Here is an 18,225-nt window from a genome sequence, read left to right on the forward strand (position 1 = left end):
GATTGCGCCCAAGCTGCGGGCAAAATAAAAACGCCTCTGGGTCAATAAGACCCAAAGGCGCTCCTGTAGCCCTGTTCTTGATCAAGCTCCCCAGGCTAGAAGGAGCTCACGCAGGTGTTATGCGGGGATCGTAAAGACATCCCCATTGGCCGTATGGAACTGTTCGATGGTGTTAAAGCCCGCATACCAGTCCTGCAGCTTCACGCCCATGTCCGAAAGAGGTTGGCCAGAATGGTAGCTGGAGGTATTGAAGATATAGGCATCATTGCCACTTCGTACGGTCGTTATCGTGTCCATCGACTCCATTCCATTCAGCATCACCCGATCAAATCCTCCTGCGCCGTCATCCTTGATCGAGACTTGACCGTAGGTATCAATGACGTAGGTATCGTCATCCTGGCCCCCATTGACGAACCCTTGACCACCTTCAGCGACAGTCAAAGTGTCATCGCCTGCCCCGCCCAATAAGCGGAAACCATACCCTTTGCCCAACAGAACATCGTTGCCGGCCCCACCGTCAGCAGTGCCGCTGAACACCGCGATACCGTCGCTGCCAGCCTCGCCATAAGCCACTGTGCCGGTGTCCAGGCTGGCCGTGGTGATCGAATCATTGCCGAGGCCACCATAGAGCTGATCGGCCTGGGCAACGTTGGTGGAGCTACCGGGAAGCATCGGGCCTGTAGCCGTGTACAAGCCGCCATAGATGTAATCGGCGCCATCGCCCCCGTAGATGATGTCGCTGCCCAACCCGCCCTCCAGCCAGTTAGCCAGGCTGTCTCCTGTCATGGAGTCATTGAACTGGCTGCCCATGACCCGCTCGATGTTAGTCAGCACATCGCCCTGGGCGTCGCCTCCCTGGTGAATGCCCGTCTGAAGGTTGATATCCACAGCGGCAGCACTGTTGATGTACCACGCTTGGTCCACACCATCGCGACCATTGATGACGTCGGCGCCCGCACCACCAATAAAAATGTCGGCTTTAGCAGAGCCCAGCAGGGTGTCATCGAAGCCCGATCCCTGATAGATTTCGATCGCGGTAAACGTATCGCCAGCCGCATCGCCGGCATTCACATTGGTTGTCAAATCGATGGTCACCGCGCTGGAGGACTGTTCATAGCTGGCCAAGTCTGTACCCAGCGCTCCATCAAGGCCCATCGCTTGCGAGCCACCGATAAAGGTGTCAGCAGCGCCTGTACCACGAATGACTTCAATGTCGGTGAAGGTATCACCCGCGGCAATCCCAGAATGGATGCCAGTCTTGAGGTTGATGTTCACGGCAACTTTGCTGTCAATATAACCAACCACATCAAGCCCCGCGCCACCGAAAAACTGATCTGCGCCATCACCACCAAACAACAGGTCGTTGTTTGCACCGCCGATAATGATGTTGTCACTGGCGCTACCGTAACCGGTAAAAGAGCCCGTGCCCGTGTACACCATTTTTTCGACGAACACATCCATGGTGGTCGTTGCGGCGCTAGTACGCAGTTCGTCGAAGCCGCCATTGTCCTGCTCAATGATCTTCACATTGGTGGTAGCAATGTTGTAGATATCGTTGCCGGAACCGCCTTCAAAAGTCACGTTGGTGATCGCGCTGGTGAAAGTGTCATCGAAAGCCGTCCCGATGACTTTTTCCACCGCCGCTAACGTGTCGCCTTCCGCGTCACCACCGATGCCAGCCCTGCCAACACCGTTGCGGATGTCCACGTCAATGGCAGCAGAAGATCCAGAGTAGTCCATGGTGTCGATACCCGCGCCACCGTCAAAGCCAATTGCCCGGTCATCCGCCACCACGGTGTCAGCAGCGCCTGTACCACGAATGACTTCAATGTCGGTGAAGGTATCGCCCGCCGCAATCCCAGAATGGATGCCAGTCTTGAGGTTGATGTTCACGGCAACTTTGCTGTCAATATAACCAACCACGTCAAGCCCCGCGCCACCGAAAAACTGATCTGCGCCATCACCACCAAACAACACGTCGTTGTTTGCACCGCCGATAATGATGTTGTCACTGGCGCTACCGTAACCGGTAAAAGAGCCCGTGCCCGTGTACACCATTTTTTCGACGAACACATCCATGGTGGTCGTTGCGGCGCTAGTACGCAGTTCGTCGAAGCCGCCATTGTCCTGCTCAATGATCTTCACATTGGTGGTAGCAATGTTGTAGATATCGTTGCCGGAACCGCCTTCAAAAGTCACGTTGGTGATCGCGCTGGTGAAAGTGTCATCGAAAGCCGTCCCGATGACTTTTTCCACCGCCGCTAACGTGTCGCCTTCCGCGTCACCACCGATGCCAGCCCTGCCAACACCGTTGCGGATGTCGACGTCAATGGCAGCAGAAGATCCAGAGTAGTCCATCGTGTCGATACCCGCGCCACCGTCAAAGCCAATTGCCCGGTCATCCGCCACCACGGTGTCAGCAGCGCCTGTACCACGAATGACTTCAATGTCGGTGAAGGTATCGCCCGCGGCAATCCCAGAATGGATGCCAGTCTTGAGGTTGATGTTCACGGCAACTTTGCTGTCAATATAACCAACCACGTCAAGCCCCGCGCCACCGAAAAACTGATCTGCGCCATCACCACCAAACAACACGTCGTTGTTTGCACCGCCGATAATGATGTTGTCACTGGCGCTACCGTAACCGGTAAAAGAGCCCGTGCCCGTGTACACCATTTTTTCGACGAACACATCCATGGTGGTCGTTGCGGCGCTAGTACGCAGTTCGTCGAAGCCGCCATTGTCCTGCTCAATGATCTTCACATTGGTGGTAGCAATGTTGTAGATATCGTTGCCGGAACCGCCTTCAAAAGTCACGTTGGTGATCGCGCTGGTGAAAGTGTCATCGAAAGCCGTCCCGATGACTTTTTCCACCGCCGCTAACGTGTCGCCTTCCGCGTCACCACCGATGCCAGCCCTGCCAACACCGTTGCGGATGTCCACGTCAATGGCAGCAGAAGATCCAGAGTAGTCCATGGTGTCGATACCCGCGCCACCGTCAAAGCCAATTGCCCGGTCATCCGCCACCACGGTGTCAGCAGCGCCTGTACCACGAATGACTTCAATGTCGGTGAAGGTATCGCCCGCCGCAATCCCAGAATGGATACCAGTCTTGAGGTTGATGTTCACGGCAACTTTGCTGTCAATATAACCAACCACGTCAAGCCCCGCGCCACCGAAAAACTGATCTGCGCCATCACCACCAAACAACACGTCGTTGTTTGCACCGCCGATAATGATGTTGTCACTGGCGCTACCGTAACCGGTAAAAGAGCCCGTGCCCGTGTACACCATTTTTTCGACGAACACATCCATGGTGGTCGTTGCGGCGCTAGTACGCAGTTCGTCGAAGCCGCCATTGTCCTGCTCGATGATCTTCACGCCGGTGGTGGCAACGTTGTAGATATCGTTCCCATTACCCCCTTCAAATGTCACGTTACCGATCGCGCTGGTGAAAGTGTCGTCGAAAGCCGTCCCGATCACTTTTTCCACCGCCAATAACGTATCGCCTTCCGCATCGCCACCGATGCCAGCCCTGCCGACACCGTTACGAAGATCAATGTTAATGGCAGCCGTCGATGCGGAATAATCCACCGTATCAACGCCCGTTCCCCCATCCAGTTTGTCCGCCCCAGCACTGCCCCAGAGAATATCATTCGAACCTAAACCAAAAATCTCATCATCCCCGCTGCTTCCGGCCAGCGTATCTACGCCGCTTGTCCCATTAATCACTGCCATTTGCTTCGTCCTTGCTCCGTTGTGAAAAGCGGGTATCGTCCAAGCGGCAGAGGAACGCCACTTTTGATCGAAAAGTATTTCCGGTAACCCGTCTATAGTTGGAGCGACAGGTCATAAAAAAGGCGACTGAAGTCGCCTATCCCTCGGAATCAATCCGGCAACCACCCCCACAACCAATGCTGCAGGTTCTTGCCGCTGAGCATGTAGTCCCGCAGCACCGCTTCGCGCAGTTCGTCACCCATGCGGTAACTCGCGTCCGGATCGGCCAGGTGCATGCGGATCGCTTCAACCCACTCCTCAGTGCTGTTGCTGCGCACTTTGGTGCAGGGCAGAAAACCGTCGTAGGCCTTGGTGTCGGTGCAGATGACCGGGTAGCCACAGGCACCGTATTCCAGCAAGCGCAGGTTGCTCTTGCAGTCGTTGAAAATGTGGAACTCCAGGGGAGCCAGCGCCAAGTCGAGATTCAGGCTGGCCAGCTTGAATGGGTAGGTGTTCAAGCCGACCGAGCTGTGGAACTCATGAATATACGGACGCAGTGCATCCGGGCACATACCGAAGAACACCCATTCCACTTCGTTTGCCAACTCGCGAACCACGTCCGCAATGATTTCCAGATCACCGCTGTGGCTGGTTCCTCCCCCCCAACCCACCCGAGGCTTGGAGGACGTGCCGCGCCGGCTGGTCAGCTTCGCCCACGGCTCAGGTGGCAACATGTTAGGCACGATACGAATTTCATTGTGCATGCTGGACAAGGCATCAGCGAGCGAAGGTGTCGTCACCACCACACGATCACACAGCCCGATTCCTTCGCGCAGCATCTGTTCGATATTGGCCGGCTTGTTGCGCGCATGCGTGTTTTTCTTGGGTGCCTGGATGACGTAATCGTCGAGTTCGAAAATCCGCAAGGCACCGGAGTATTTTTTCATTCTGAGAATATCGCCGGCGGCCCCTTCGCTGTAGCGCCCCTGCAATACGATCGTATCCGGCGACAGGCGCTCAATCTCGACGGTAGGAGGCGACTCGTAGGCGACCCGAGCGATTACCCGCCCGGCGGCCTCCAAAGCGGCCAACGGGGCCGTGACGCGATAATGCCCAACCGCGGTGGCGTTGACCGGCAAGCCAAGTATCAATGGCAGGGCGCGGCGGCAGAACGGGTTCCAATTGTTGCGCAGCGAAGGTTCCAGGCTGAAGCTGGACGCCCCGAGGCTCAGCGCAGGGTTGTAGCCTGGATCCTGGGCGATCTGCGGCAGCCATTTGCGATAGAAGATTTCGCGCTCGCGCTCCACCAACGTGGTTTCTTCAGGCTGGACAGCGGTCGACGGCAGGTCGACTTTCATGACCGTGGCGTAGGGCGTCCAGACAACCAGGTAGCCAATTTTTCCTGCGCGCAGGCACAGATCGACATCGCTGAGGCCGAAGGTTAAGGACGCATCCAGGCAGCCGAGTTCATCGAATACCTGCTTGCGCACCATCAAGCAATCGCTGCTTACCGAACTCCAGTTCTGCGTCGTATGCAAACGCTGCATGTAGCCGCGCGAAGCCGCGGATTCACCGTAGAACGGCGTGCCCACCGGCCCAGCCAACCCAAGAACTTGCCCGCCGCCGACAATCGTGCCTTGAGGACTGAGTATCCTCGCACCGACCACCGCTACCTCAGGACGCTGGGCATGATTGACCATCTCGTCCAACCAGTCATTTTCACAAATGACCGTTTGCGGACTGAGCAACAGCAAATAGTCGCCCCGGGCCTGACCTGCAGCAAAATTGCGCACCGCTGCATCGCTGTCATCACCGGCGTATCGCAATACGCGCAACATGCTCGCACCCAACTGCGACATGTTATCCAGCCAGTCGAGCATTGCCGGGTCCCGGACGCCGCTGTCAACAATCAGAATTTCATAATGGGTGTAGGCCGTACGTTCGATCAGGCTCTCGGCGCAACGCTGCAAGGCGGCGAGCGAGTCACCGGTACGCATGATGATCGATACCAGCGGGCGCTCGCCGTGTCGGTAGCTGATGCGGTTGATCAACGGCAAGGTGTCCGGGGAAATCTCATGATCGATGCCGATACGCTCCAGATGCGCGCCAACCAACCGGGCGTTGCCCTCGATCACCTCGGGCAGCGACAACCATTGGGCGAAGCTCAGGACCGACTCAACCTGGATTTCCGCGATGTGTTCGATGGTCTGAGGGCCAGCCTCTTCCACCAGGCGCCAGAGCAGATCGTGGGGCGCCAGTTCACCGTGATCCGGTTCAAAACCACCGAGGGCCATGAATCGTTCACGCTCGAAAGCCAAGGTCCGACCGACATAGGGATAGGCGCGCATCAGGTCCAGGTTGAAATCCGGCTTGAACACTGGCTCGAAGGACTCGCCGTCCACCAAAGCGCCTTCATCGCTGTAGACGCAAAGGATGCCCGGCCTTCCGGCAACGCGCTCGGCCAGGATCAACAACGCTGAATCGCGCAGCACGTCGCCCGCGCGCAGCACGTAGAACCAATGGGCGCCTTCCAGCTGTGGAACGATGGCATTAAGCTGACTCGGCCAATCCGCCTGGTAAGGCAACTGCAGAACCCGTTCATCCGCTTCGCAAGGAGCATCGGAAAGCACCACTACGGCCTGGGCTGAATACAGCTGGCCCTTGATGCTGCGTAGCGTCGCCTCAAGCGACTCCGCATCGCCGAGCGCGTCGATGACCAAAGGCACGATGTTCGGCCGAAACGGCCAACTATCGATGCGCGCGGGCATGACGCGTCGTTCTACCTCACTGAACCGGCGGACGGCCAGCCATTCCCGATAGAAGTCGGCATAACTATCGCTTTGCGCCCCGACTCGACCATTCACGACGGTATTGCGGTTGCCCAATACGCGGGTTACGCAGAGCTCCTGCCAGGCGTGAGGTTCATCGGTGATCTTGTCCAGATCAATGCAGCGCACCCAACCAGAAGCCGGCGCCGCTTCACCGCTGCGCGCGACAAGCATCTGCGCCAGCCATTCCCACTCTGTCTTTGCTGCCTTGAGCATTTCCGGGGTCTTGCTCAAACGCTCCGGGTAGAGGCGCTCGATACTCAACACGGTATTCAAGGCAATCAGATTGCCGCGCCGCATCAGGCAAACAAACAAGGCGAAGTCGAGCACCGCGACAAAACCGGCACCGTCCTGGATCAACGCAGGCAACAATTCCAGCACATCGGCGCGGCGCATCAGGGTGGAACTGAAATTGCCGATGAAGTTGGTTGGCGTGCTCTCGAAAATTGCCAGCATGTCGTCGCCTTTGAGCAAGGCGTCATTTGGCGAGAAGCGGCAGTTATCCACCCGGGGCGGCAAGATGAAGTTGCCTGCGTCGCACAACAGCCGCAGCGCGAACACCACGCTCACGTCAGCATGATCCATCAACGCCTGGGCCTGCATCGCAATGCTCGGTGCGAATAGACGATCGTCATCGCACAAGACCTTGATGAACTCGCCCTGCGCCTCATCGACACAACGCAACAGGTTGCCCGGCAGTCCTAGCCGTTGAGGATTTTTCAGATAGCGGACCGGATGGGCCGGCTGTTTGAATGACGCGACTATGTTGCGAATCTCATCGTCAGGCGAATCGTCGCAAACGATGATTTCAACGTTTTCGTAGGTCTGGGCCAACGCACTGAGCAGTGCCTGGTCGAAGAACCGCGGGTTGTAGGCAGGAATGACGATACTGACGAGGGGAAGTGACTTCACGGTTTAAACTCTCGAGCGGCGGGCCCCGGCCTTTTCAGGCCGGAGCCCCGGAACCGCTTAAAAAAAGACGGTTGGCGGCTCGGTCGATACCGGCTCAGATCTTGTTGAACAGACCCAACTGGGCGATCTTGCTGAACGCCAGTTGCGAGGCTTGCAGCATGGTCTGTTGCAATGTCAGGCGGGTTAATACCTCGGCCGAATCGGAGTCACGGATCGACGATTGGGTCTGTTTATTGGCCAGCATCAAGCTCTGGTTGGTGTCGCTCTGGGTGTCCAGAGCGGCACCACGACCACCCACGGAACTCAGGGCGCTGGACAATTGATCGGTGCCGCTTGCCAGGTTGCCGATGCCGGACGCCAGCGAAGCCTGCAGTTTCTGCAACGCTATCGGATCGTTGTTGGTCGGTGTGTTCAACGCGGTTTTCAGCTGATTCACGGTGTCCAGGATGTTCTGGGTTTCGTGGGTGTTGACCGCGATGCTGAACTGATCGTCTGCGGCTGGCGTGCCGTCCAGGGTGAAGCTCACGCCTGAAGCGGTGGCTACGTTACCGGCCAGGGTGCCGCTGGACACGGGTTGGCTGTTAGCGGTCAGCGGCGCTGCGTAAAGGTCGAAATCGGTGGCGCTGGTGAACTTCAACACGGCCGCCCCCGTAGGGAAACTGGCGTGGTAGGCCACCGGATCGGTGATTTCGCTGCCGGTGACTTGCACCGCGGTCGGGTTGCCAGGACTGCGCATCGGAACAAAGGTGTCCGGCTTGGCAGCCAGGGTGAAGGTATGGCCTGGCAACACCGTGCCAGGGACATCGCCCGTTTGCAGATTGATGTTCAGGGTCAGCTCCACACCACGGAACTGGACCGCCTGCCCGCTCTTGCTGTTAGGGTCGAACGCGCCGCCCTGGCTCGCTTCGGCGGTCACGTCATTGCCGAGCGAGTCGGTGATTCTCAGTTGCGTGCCGCTGGTGAACTCCACGGTGTACGGCTCGCCGCTGCGGAACTTGCTGTTATAGCTAACGCTGGAGGAAACCTGGCCGTCGGACAAGACCACGCGCCCGTCATCCACCGGCGGCGCGGTCCGAGTGACCTGGCTGCGGCTGGTGTTGACGGCTTGCTGGAACACCTCCCAGCCGGTGCTGTTGGTGGCCATCGACATGGTGTCACCGACCGGCAGGTCGAGCGTCACCTGGTCGCCGTTGTAGCTGTAGCTACCATCGGTGTTGCGGGTGAACGGGACGGTGTCACCCTTGGAACCGGAGAAGATGTACTTTCCGTTTTCGTCCTTGCTGTTCATCAGGCTCAGCAACTGTTCTTCGATCTGCGCCAGCTCCGAAGCGTTGGCCTGACGATCAGCGTCGGTGTAACCGGCGTTACCGGCACCGACAGCCAGTTCCTTGGCGCGCTGCAGCACGTTGCCGATGCTGGTCATCACCGCTTCGGTGGTACCCAGGGTGGCCTTGATGGTGTTGGCGTTGGTTTCGTACTGGGCCAGCATCGAAGCCTGGGTACCCAATTGCAGCAGACGCGAAGCGCCCACCGGATCATCGGCGGCGGTGTTCACGCGCACCAGGCTGCTGGCCTCTTCGCTGGTCTTGACCACGTTGGCGAAGTTCTTCTGGTAGTTCGCAGCCGTGCTTTCGTAAAACTGAGAAGTAGAAATGCGCATGGGCTACGGCTCCTTAAAGACTGTTGATCAATGTGCTGAAGATTTCCTGCGCAGCCTTGATGATCTGCGAAGACGCGGTGTAGTACTGCTGGAACTTGACCAGATTGCCGGTCTCTTCATCCAGGTCAACGCCCGACAGCGAGTCGCGGGCATTCTTGGCGTTGTCCAGGATCGCGCCGGTGGCGGCGCTGTCCAGCTTGCCTTGGGCGGCCTTGGCACCGACGCCTTCCACCAGTTTGCCGTAGGCATCGTTCAAGGAAATGCCCTTGCTGGCCGAACCGGTATCCACGGTTTTGGCGGTCTGCAAGCCAGCGAGCACGGTACCGTTACGGTTATCAAGGCTACCAGGCTGACTGAGGCTTATATCGATGCCGGCACCGTCGGAAGGCGCGCCGGCGATGGACATATCGAACGTGACGGTACGCTGCACCGGCGGTACGGACGAATCCATGATCGGGGCGCCGGTGGCGTCCTTGAGCGGAACGCTCAGGCTCAGGGTGTTGCTCTGACCGGGTTTGATGGTGCCACTGCTGATCACGCCGCCCTTGGCATCGAGCAACTGATAAGCCTGGCTGGTGCCACCGGCCGACGTCGCCCCGAACACCACTTTGACCGGCATCGAATTCTTGATGCCGTTCTGGATGATGCTGGTAGTGGCTTCGTCGTAGATGTCCAGCTTGGTGGTCATGGTCGGCTGGCCGCTGGCCGGAATGGTCAGCGTGCCGCTGCCGCCCGGCGTGATGGCGGCGCCCAGCGGCGCGGCAATCGCCAGCCGCTTGGAGTCGGTCATCTCGGTCTTGATGCTGCCCGCGGCGTTGCGGGTCGGGGTGATCTTGAACGAGTCACCGACGGCCGCGGTGCCGTTGGCGAAGGTCAGCGAGAAACCATCGACCACCGGTGCCGGCGTGGTCGCGGTGTTGAACGCACCCATCGGCGTGTTATCGGGCAGACGCTGGACGGTGTAGTCGGTGGCGCTGGTGAAGGTGATCTTGTAGTCGTTGGTCGTCAGCTTGCCCGTGTCTTCGATCGACACGTTGAAGTTGCCGGACCCGGCGCTGTTGCCCAGCGAGGCAACGCTGCGCTGGCTCATCTGGGCCGCACTATTGATGCTGCTGAACAGGTTGGAACCGAATGCGCCGTTCTTGTCGATACCCGAGGCCTGGATGCTGTTCATCTGGTCGGCGACGACCAGCGCCACACGGCCCAGCTCGTTCATGGCCGGGTCGAGGACGGTGCTGCGGTAGCGCATCAGGCCACCGATTTCACCGCCGGTCATCACCTGGGTGATGTCCATGACGCTGGAGCCGCTGTTGAGCTGGATGCCAATGCGACCGGGGTCGTTCTTGTCCGGCACCGCTTCCAGTTTATTGGTGATATTGCCCATGACCAGTGGCTGGCCGGATCCCAGGTAGATGTCCAGGCTGCTGCCGTTCTCCACGACCTGAGTGCCGGTGAAGGTGGACAGCTGGCGAATGGTCTCGCTGCGGGCATCGAGCAGGTCGTTCGGCGCGCCGCCGGCGTTGGAAACTTCGGCGATTTTCTTGTTCAACTGGGCGACGGTGGTGGCCAGGCTGTTGATCTGCTCGACCATGTTCGACAGGTTGCCGTTGATGTTCTCGCTCTGCGCCGTCAACTGGCTGGCTACCGAATTGAAACGGTTGCTCAAGGCCTGTGCATCGCTGAGCAGCAACTGGCGAGAGGCGTCGTCGCCCGGCTTGGCGTTGACGTTCTGCACCGAGGCGAAGAACTTGGTCAGCGCGCCGTTGAGGCCAGTGCCGCTGTCCGACAGCAGGGAATCAAGCGGTGTGATCTGCCCCTGGTAGGCCGCCGCATCGCTGTTGAGCGAGGTGGTGGTCTTCAGTTGCGCTTCAAGATAGGAGTTGTAGACCCGGCGTACGTCCGCCAGGGTCGTGCCGGAGCCGATGAACACGTTGCCGTACTGGTTCGACGCCTTGGTGGTCTGCACGGTCTGCTGACGCGAATACCCTGCGGTATCGACGTTGGCGATGTTGTTACCCGTGGTCACCAGTGCGGTCTGGCTTGCGGACAGACCCGACATCCCGATATTGAGCAAACTCATGGTTCAGACCTTATAAAGTCGTGGTGGCACCAGCCGAAGCGTAGTTTTGGTAACTCGTCATCTGCCGGGCTATGTTCGAAATCTTGCTGGCGTAGTTCGGGTCGGTGGCGTAACCGGCCTTCTGCAACTCGCGTACAAACTGTTCCGGGTTATCGGCCGACTTCAGCACAGCTTGATAGCGACTGTTGCTTTGCAGCAGATTGACCAGGTCATGGAAACTGTCACGGTACGAGGCGTAGGAACGGAACTCGGCCGTCTCCTTGACCATCTCGCCATTGCGGAATTCGCTGGTGATCGCCCGCGCCGAATCGCCCTTCCAGTTCGCGCTGGCCTTGATGCCGAACAGGTTGTGGCTGCTGCTGCCATCGGGCTGTCGCATCACCGATTTGCCCCAACCGGTTTCGAGAGCAGCCTGGGCCACCAGGTAACGAGGGTCGACGCCGATACGGTCCGCTGCTTCCTTGGCCATTGGCAGCATGGCGTTGACGAATTCATCGGCATCGCGGAAGGCCTTGCGCGCCGGCGCCAGCGGTGGCTGGGCCACGGCGCGGCCATAGACTTGCATGTCGCCTTTGGGCTCGGCAGCCTTGAGCGCGGCCAGCCAGTCACCGTTGGCCAGCTCACCGGAAGCCGGCTTGACGGCGGCAATGGCGCGATCAGGCAAGACGTTCTGCGCCATCGCTTCAGGCTTGACCGATGCCGAAGGCACCAACCCCGCGAGCAAGCGGTCGGCGAGTTTCGGTGGCAGGGCCAGGCGGCGCTGGTTGATCAATTCCATGTCGTTACGGTGAATGCCCTCGGCACCTTGCGGCGCGCTCACGGCACGCGACGCCCAGAGTGGGCGCTGGCCGTTGCTGCGCGACAACGGCCCGTCGGGCAGCGTTCCGGCCGCCACAGGCGTGGGTACTGGCGCCTTGGCCTTGTCCAGCGCCTCTTGCTGCTTGGCGGCCGATAAGGTGGCCGCCTCGCCCGAGGCCAGCGGTTTGTTCTTCGACATCTGGCGCAGCAGCACGTCAGCCAGGCCGATACCGCCGCCCTCGCGGGACATGGAAACGGCCAACTGCTGGTCGTACATTTCCTGGTATTGCTTGGCTTCCGGCGTGTTCATCGGATTGTCCTTGCCGAGGGCCTCGGTGGCCGAACGCATGGACTTGAGCATTTCGCCGAGGAACAGCGACTCGAACTCCTGCGCCACTTTGCGCAGGTTGCCTTCGCTGTTCTTGTCGCCGACCTTGAGCTGATTGAGGCGATTGAGGTCCGAATAGGACGCTGAATCCCCACTGATCAAGGCGCCTTTGCGCATATCCACCATGACCGCTTTCCTTAAATCACGATCAGGTCGGCTTGCAACGCGCCGGCCTGCTTCAAGGCTTCGAGAATCGCCATCAGGTCGCCCGGTGCCGCGCCGACCTGGTTCACCGCCCGGACGATTTCATCCAGGGTCGTGCCCGGGCCGAACTTGAACATCGGCTTGGCTTCCTGCTCGGCATTGACCCGCGAACGCGGGACCACGGCGGTCTGGCCGTTGGACAATGGGCCCGGCTGGCTGACGATCGGGTCTTCGGTGATGGTCACGGTCAGGCTGCCGTGGGTCACGGCGGCTGGCGAAACCTTGACGTTCTGGCCAATCACGATGGTGCCGGTGCGCGAGTTGATGATGACTTTCGCCACCGCCTGGCCCGGGTCGACTTCGAGGTTTTCCAGGATCGACAGGTAGTCGACCCGCTGGCTCGGATCCAGTGGCGCGGTGACGCGGATCGAACCGCCGTCGATGGCCTGGGCCACGCCTGGGCCGAGCATGTCATTGATCTTGTCGACGATGCGCTTGGCCGTGGTGAAGTCGGAACGATTGAGGTTCAGCGTCAGGCTGTTGCCCTGGTTGAAACCGCTCGGCACCGCACGTTCAACCGACGCGCCGCCAGGGATGCGCCCGGCCGACGGAACGTTGACGGTGATCTTCGAACCGTCGCGCCCTTCGGCATCGAAACCGCCCACCACCAGGTTGCCCTGGGCGATGGCGTAGACGTTGCCGTCGATACCCTTGAGCGGGGTCAGCAACAAGGTGCCGCCGCGCAAGCTCTTGGAGTTACCGATGGACGAAACGGTGATGTCCACCTGCTGGCCGGGCTTGGCGAAGGCCGGCAGATCGGCACTGACCGACACCGCCGCTACGTTTTTCAACTGCACGTTGCCGGAGCCCGCCGGCACCTTGATGCCGAACTGCGACAGCATGTTGTTGAAGGTCTGCAGGGTAAACGGTGTCTGTGTGGTCTGGTCACCGGTGCCATTGAGGCCAACGACCAGGCCGTAGCCGATCAACTGGTTGGAACGCACGCCGGAAATACTGGCGATGTCCTTCAGGCGCTCGGCTTGAGCGCTGAAGGCTGCCGACATCACCAGGGCACCGATCAACAGCTGTTTAAGATTCAACTTGATCACCTAGAAAGGGAACTTCGGGCTGAGGAAGAAGCGGTCGAACCAACCTGGCTGACTCGCATCGGCAAAGGCACCAGTGCCCGAATAGGTGATGCGCGCATCGGCCACGCGAGTGGACGAAACGGTGTTATCGGTGGCGATGTCATCGGCCCGAACCATGCCGGCGATGCGTACCAGTTCGTCACCGGTGTTGAGCGTCAGCCACTTTTCACCCCGTACGACGATGATGCCGTTGGGCAGGACGTCGGCCACCGTCACGGTGATCGAACCGGTCAGGCTGTTGCTCTGTCCCGACTTGCTGTCGCCCTTGGTGGCACGGTCGGCGCCATAGCCGGCGTTGAGGCTGAGATCGTTGCTGCCGATCGGATTGTTGGTGGTCAGGCCCGAGCCGAACAGCGATGTCAGGCCGACGCTGGTCTCGCTGGTCTTGTCGATCTGCGAGTTGGCGTTCTTGCTGGCCTGGGTCCGCTCGTTCAGGGTGATGGTGATGATGTCACCGACCCGGAAAGCCTTGCGATCGCTGTACAGGTTCTGCTCGAAACCGGCCTGGTAGATCGAACCGTTATTGGCCGCCGCCGGCAACGGTGTGCGCGGCAACACCGGAGCGTAGTACGGGTCATTGGGCCTTGGCGTTGGCGCGACACAGCCCGCCAATGTGGTGATCCCACTCAATGCCAGAACAGATACGAAGCGATTCATGACCCTACCTCTTGGTGTTGCAGGCGACCCTGGAGCCGCCCTGTCTACGTGATGACGAATGTTGCGACGCGATTACAGGTTCTGCGTGACGAACGAGAGCATCTGGTCGGCGGTGGAGATCACTTTGGAGTTCATCTCGTAGGCGCGCTGGGTGGTGATCATGTTGACCATCTCCTCAACGGTGCTCACGTTCGACGTTTCCAGGGTGTTCTGCAGCGTGGTGCCGAAGCCGTTCAGGCCAGGCGTGCCGACTTGTGGCGCGCCGCTGGCAGCGGTTTCCATGAACAGGTTGTTACCCACCGCTTGCAGGCCGGCCGGGTTGATGAAGTCGGCGGTCTGCAGGTTGCCGATCACCTGGGAGGCCGGGTTGCCCGCCACGGTGATGGACACGGTGCCGTCGCGGCCCACGGTGAAGGTCTGGGCATCGTTCGGGATGATGATGGCCGGTTCCAGGGCGAAACCACTGGCGTTGACGATCTGGCCATTGGAATCGAGGTGGAAGGTACCGTCGCGAGTGTAGGACGTGGTGCCGTCCGGCTGCAGGATCTGGAAGAAACCGCGACCGTCGATGGCCATGTCCAGCGGCTGCTCGGTGGTCTGCAGGCTGCCGGCGTTGAAGTTTTTCTGGGTGCCGACGATGCGCACACCAGTACCCACTTGCAGGCCCGACGGCAATTCGCTGTCCTGGGTCGACTGGGCGCCTGGCTGGCGTTTTACCTGGTAGAGCAGGTCCTGGAACTCGGCGCGATCACGTTTGAAACCCGTGGTCGAGACGTTCGCCAGGTTGTTGGAAATGGTGGACAGGTTTGTGTCCTGGGCGGACAGACCTGTTTTGGCAACCCAAAGAGCCGGAAGCATTCGATTCTCCTCTCACGCCTGTTTTTCGGCGCAGCGCTGTAATTAGTGATTAGATCTGCAAGACCCGAGCCATGGCCTCATCGCCTTCTTTGGCGGTGTTCATCATCTTGACGTGAAGCTCGAACTGCTTGGCCAGGGCCAGCACCGAAGTCATTTCATCCACGGCATTGACGTTGCTCGCTTCCTGGAAGCCCGACACCAGTTGTACGTTGGCATCGATGGGCGCGGGCTGGCCATCCTTGGTACGGATCGAGCCGTCGAGGCCCTTGGTCATGTTCTTGAGGTCAGGGTTGACCAGTTTGATTCGGTCCACCTCAGCCATCACCCGCGGGCCTTCGCCCATGGCGCGAATGCTGATGGTGCCGTCCTGCCCGATTTCGATTTTCTGCTCTGGTGGCACGGCGATCGGACCGCCATTGCCCATTACCGGCATGCCGTTGCCGGCCCGCAGCACACCCAGGGCGTCAACGTTGAGGCTGCCGGTACGCACGTAGCTTTCACCGCCGTCGGGATTCTGCACGGCCATCCAGCCCGGCCCGCTGACCGCCACGTCCAGGTCGCGACCGGTTTCAACCAGTGCTCCCGGGGTGAAGTCAGTGGCAGGCCGCTCGGACATGGCAAACGCCCGCGCCGGAAAGCTGTCGCCGAACACCGGCATCGAACGTGCCTGCTCCAGGTCTTTCTGAAAACCATTGGTGGAGATGTTCGCCAGGTTGTTGGCATGGGCCCGTTGCGCCAGTGCGTTCTGGCTGGCGCCGGTCATTGCCACATAAAGGTACTTGTCCACTGTCGTTCCTCTGCATGCCGGACGTTTGCCGCCCACTGCTGTGTTGCACAGCCTTAAGCAAATTGCAGACCAACTTATTTCTGACGCTGGTGGGGCCGGTAAATAAAGGACTTGGCGGAATTGAAAGGGATTATGGAAACGTATCGAAGACGAAAAACCGGCGGTGTCGTGCCGCTTACGGCAAGTGTCCGCCTAACCTGATCAAATAGACGCCCCGTGGCGAGGGAGCTTGCTCCCGCTGGGCCGGTCCGACGCCTCGGGCGTAGCGGCTCCACACTTTTGGCGATTGCTACGCAACCGAGCGGGAGCAGCTCCCTCGCCACGAAGCGTCTATCATCACACGCCGGGTTCTTTGCCCACCTCATACTCACGCAACTTATTGGCAATCGTCGTATGGGAAACCCCCAACCGCTTGCCCAGTTGCCGGCTGCTCGGGTGTTCGGAATACAGGCGCTCGAGCACGGCCTTCTCGAAACGGCCGACGATCTCGTCCAGCCCTCCGTCGAGGGAAAAGTCACCGAGGGGTTGGCGCACGCCGTAGTCCGGCAGGCGAATGTGTTCGGCCTTGACCTTCCCGCCGTCGCATAGGGAAACGGCCTGGAACAGCACGTTTTCCAGTTGCCGGACATTGCCTGGCCAGTGGTAATGACTGAGCCGGTCCATCGCCGCTGGGGCCAGTCTTGGCAGTGGGCAGCCAATCTGGCGACTGGCCTGGTCGAGGAAATGCTCGACCAGCGGGGCCAGCCCGTCGAGGCATTCGCGCAGCGGCGGGATGTGCAGAGAAAGCACATTCAGGCGATGGTACAAATCTTGACGGAATTCTCCCCGGGCACAGAGTTCGGACAAATCGACCTGGGTCGCGCAGATCACCCTGACATCCAGGTAGACCTCTTCGTCACTGCCTACGCGGCGGAAGCAACCGTCCTGTAGGAAACGCAGCAATTTCACTTGCAAGCGCGGACTCATTTCTCCGACACCGTCGAGAAACAGCGTACCGCCCGCCGTCAGCTCCAGCAGCCCGAGCTTGCCTTCGGCCCGCGCCCCTTCGAAGGCGCCGGGCCCGTAGCCGAACAGTTCAGTCTCGGCCATGGACTCCGGTAATCCGGCGCAGTTGAGCGCCATCAACGGCGATTGCCCCCGTGGGCTTGCCAGGTGACAGGCACGGGCCAGCAATTCCTTGCCGGTTCCGGTTTCGCCTTCTATCAATAGCGGCGCGTCCAGCGGCGCCATGCGCCGGGCCTCGCGGACCACCGCCGCCATTACCTTCGAACTCTGGAAAATACTGTCGAAGCCGCGCAGTTCCTGCTTGCGCACGTTATAGATGCGCTCGCCCACCCGGTCGGCGCGGTGCAAGGTCAGCACCGCGCCGGCCATCGCCTCGCTGTCGTCGTGCTCCGATTGCAACGGCGCGATGTCCGCCAGGAACACATCGCCCTTGACCTTGACCCGCAGGCCATTGATCCGCGATTGGTTGGCCCGCACCAGTTCCGGCAGGTCGAAGTCCTCGGCGTAGCGGGACAAGGGAATCCCCGGCACCTCGTCGACCCGCACCCCGAGCAACTGCGCCGCCGCCCGGTTGGCCGCGACGATGGAGCCGCCCATGTCGATGGACAACACCGGAAACTCCAAGGCGCCAAGCAAGGCATTGAGTTCCATGTGCCGACGCTCGCTCGGCATCAGCCCTACGCGCTTGACGCCGAACACCCCGGCGATGCCTTCGAACTTCGGACGCAACGCCTGGAACTGGATGTTGATCAGGTTCGGGCAGTGCAGGTAGATCGCATTGCCATGCTCGCCACCGACCTCGCCTCGGGCGACGTTGATGCCGTATTCCACCAGCAGATTGAGAATGTCCCGCAGGATGCCGATGCGGTTCTGGCAATGGACTTTGATACGCATGAGAGGCCCGATGCTGTTCACTTAAGGTTTGTTTGATTCATTGTGGCGAGGGAGCTTGCTCCCGCTGGGGCGCGAAGCGGCCCTGTTTTTTTGGGGCTGCTGCGTAGCCCAGCGGGAGCAAGCTCCCTCGCCACGGTTTTCTGCGCTGCGGCGCAAATAGCCGTCAAGATTATGTGACAGTTTGAGGACCTTTCCCAGCCGAAAATACCTGCAACACCGAGACTCGCCAGAATACGTAACGGAAACTTTACACTTTATGCATGACTGGCGGTTGTTCGGCCAGCTAGCCCTGCTGCGCCTGCCCCTGGTTTGGGTTATCCCTTATGCATCGCTGGAGATAACAACAAAC

10 protein-coding genes are annotated in these 18,225 nt (G+C 59.9%); all 10 read right to left on the reverse strand.

Annotated features, from left to right (window positions below; translation table 11 throughout):
• Positions 1–117: 117 nt before the first annotated feature.
• A complete protein-coding gene (locus J3Q04_RS17830) occupies positions 118–3,738 on the reverse strand; it encodes a beta strand repeat-containing protein (protein WP_434610243.1) in 3,621 nt (1,206 codons plus the stop codon).
• A 149-nt stretch (positions 3,739–3,887) separates the two neighbouring features.
• Positions 3,888–7,457: a glycosyltransferase gene (locus tag J3Q04_RS17835; protein WP_434610241.1), complete on the reverse strand. Its 3,570-nt coding sequence runs from the start codon at positions 7,455–7,457 to the stop codon at positions 3,888–3,890.
• A 94-nt stretch (positions 7,458–7,551) separates the two neighbouring features.
• A complete protein-coding gene (locus tag J3Q04_RS17840; RefSeq protein WP_434562966.1) occupies positions 7,552–9,117 on the reverse strand; it encodes a flagellar hook-associated protein 3 in 1,566 nt (521 codons plus the stop codon).
• Positions 9,118–9,130: 13 nt separating this feature from the next.
• Positions 9,131–11,197, reverse strand: a complete 2,067-nt coding sequence (flgK, locus tag J3Q04_RS17845) for a flagellar hook-associated protein FlgK (protein ID WP_420767401.1) — start codon at positions 11,195–11,197, stop codon at positions 9,131–9,133.
• Between the two features lie 10 nt (positions 11,198–11,207).
• The gene (flgJ, locus tag J3Q04_RS17850; RefSeq protein WP_420767430.1) at positions 11,208–12,506 is read right to left on the reverse strand and encodes a flagellar assembly peptidoglycan hydrolase FlgJ; all 1,299 of its coding nucleotides are present in this window, start codon (positions 12,504–12,506) and stop codon (positions 11,208–11,210) included.
• A 14-nt stretch (positions 12,507–12,520) separates the two neighbouring features.
• Entirely contained in the window at positions 12,521–13,591 is a 1,071-nt protein-coding gene (locus J3Q04_RS17855; protein WP_170847652.1) for a flagellar basal body P-ring protein FlgI, read from the reverse strand.
• A 45-nt stretch (positions 13,592–13,636) separates the two neighbouring features.
• Entirely contained in the window at positions 13,637–14,332 is a 696-nt protein-coding gene (flgH, locus tag J3Q04_RS17860) for a flagellar basal body L-ring protein FlgH (RefSeq protein WP_434610239.1), read from the reverse strand.
• A 72-nt stretch (positions 14,333–14,404) separates the two neighbouring features.
• Positions 14,405–15,190, reverse strand: a complete 786-nt coding sequence (flgG, locus tag J3Q04_RS17865; RefSeq protein ID WP_186610404.1) for a flagellar basal-body rod protein FlgG — start codon at positions 15,188–15,190, stop codon at positions 14,405–14,407.
• Between the two features lie 49 nt (positions 15,191–15,239).
• Positions 15,240–15,977: a flagellar basal body rod protein FlgF gene (locus J3Q04_RS17870; RefSeq protein WP_003199043.1), complete on the reverse strand. Its 738-nt coding sequence runs from the start codon at positions 15,975–15,977 to the stop codon at positions 15,240–15,242.
• A 336-nt stretch (positions 15,978–16,313) separates the two neighbouring features.
• Positions 16,314–17,876 (reverse strand): sigma-54-dependent transcriptional regulator, encoded by a 1,563-nt coding sequence (locus J3Q04_RS17875; protein ID WP_420767403.1) that lies wholly within the window; start codon positions 17,874–17,876, stop codon positions 16,314–16,316.
• Between the last annotated feature and the right edge of the window lie 349 nt (positions 17,877–18,225).

It is taken from the genome of Pseudomonas sp. D4-21 (assembly GCF_051132125.1).
Classification (GTDB): Bacteria; Pseudomonadota; Gammaproteobacteria; order Pseudomonadales; family Pseudomonadaceae; genus Aquipseudomonas.

Coding starts and splice junctions, on each gene's coding strand:
- J3Q04_RS17830 (WP_434610243.1), bottom strand. CDS start 3,738: ATGGCAGTGATTAATGGGACAAGCGGCGTAGATACGCTGGCCGGAAGC.
- J3Q04_RS17840 (WP_434562966.1), bottom strand. CDS start 9,117: ATGCGCATTTCTACTTCTCAGTTTTACGAAAGCACGGCTGCGAACTAC.
- flgK (WP_420767401.1), bottom strand. CDS start 11,197: ATGAGTTTGCTCAATATCGGGATGTCGGGTCTGTCCGCAAGCCAGACC.
- J3Q04_RS17855 (WP_170847652.1), bottom strand. CDS start 13,591: ATGTCGGCAGCCTTCAGCGCTCAAGCCGAGCGCCTGAAGGACATCGCC.
- flgH (WP_434610239.1), bottom strand. CDS start 14,332: ATGAATCGCTTCGTATCTGTTCTGGCATTGAGTGGGATCACCACATTG.
- flgG (WP_186610404.1), bottom strand. CDS start 15,190: ATGCTTCCGGCTCTTTGGGTTGCCAAAACAGGTCTGTCCGCCCAGGAC.
- J3Q04_RS17875 (WP_420767403.1), bottom strand. CDS start 17,876: ATGCGTATCAAAGTCCATTGCCAGAACCGCATCGGCATCCTGCGGGAC.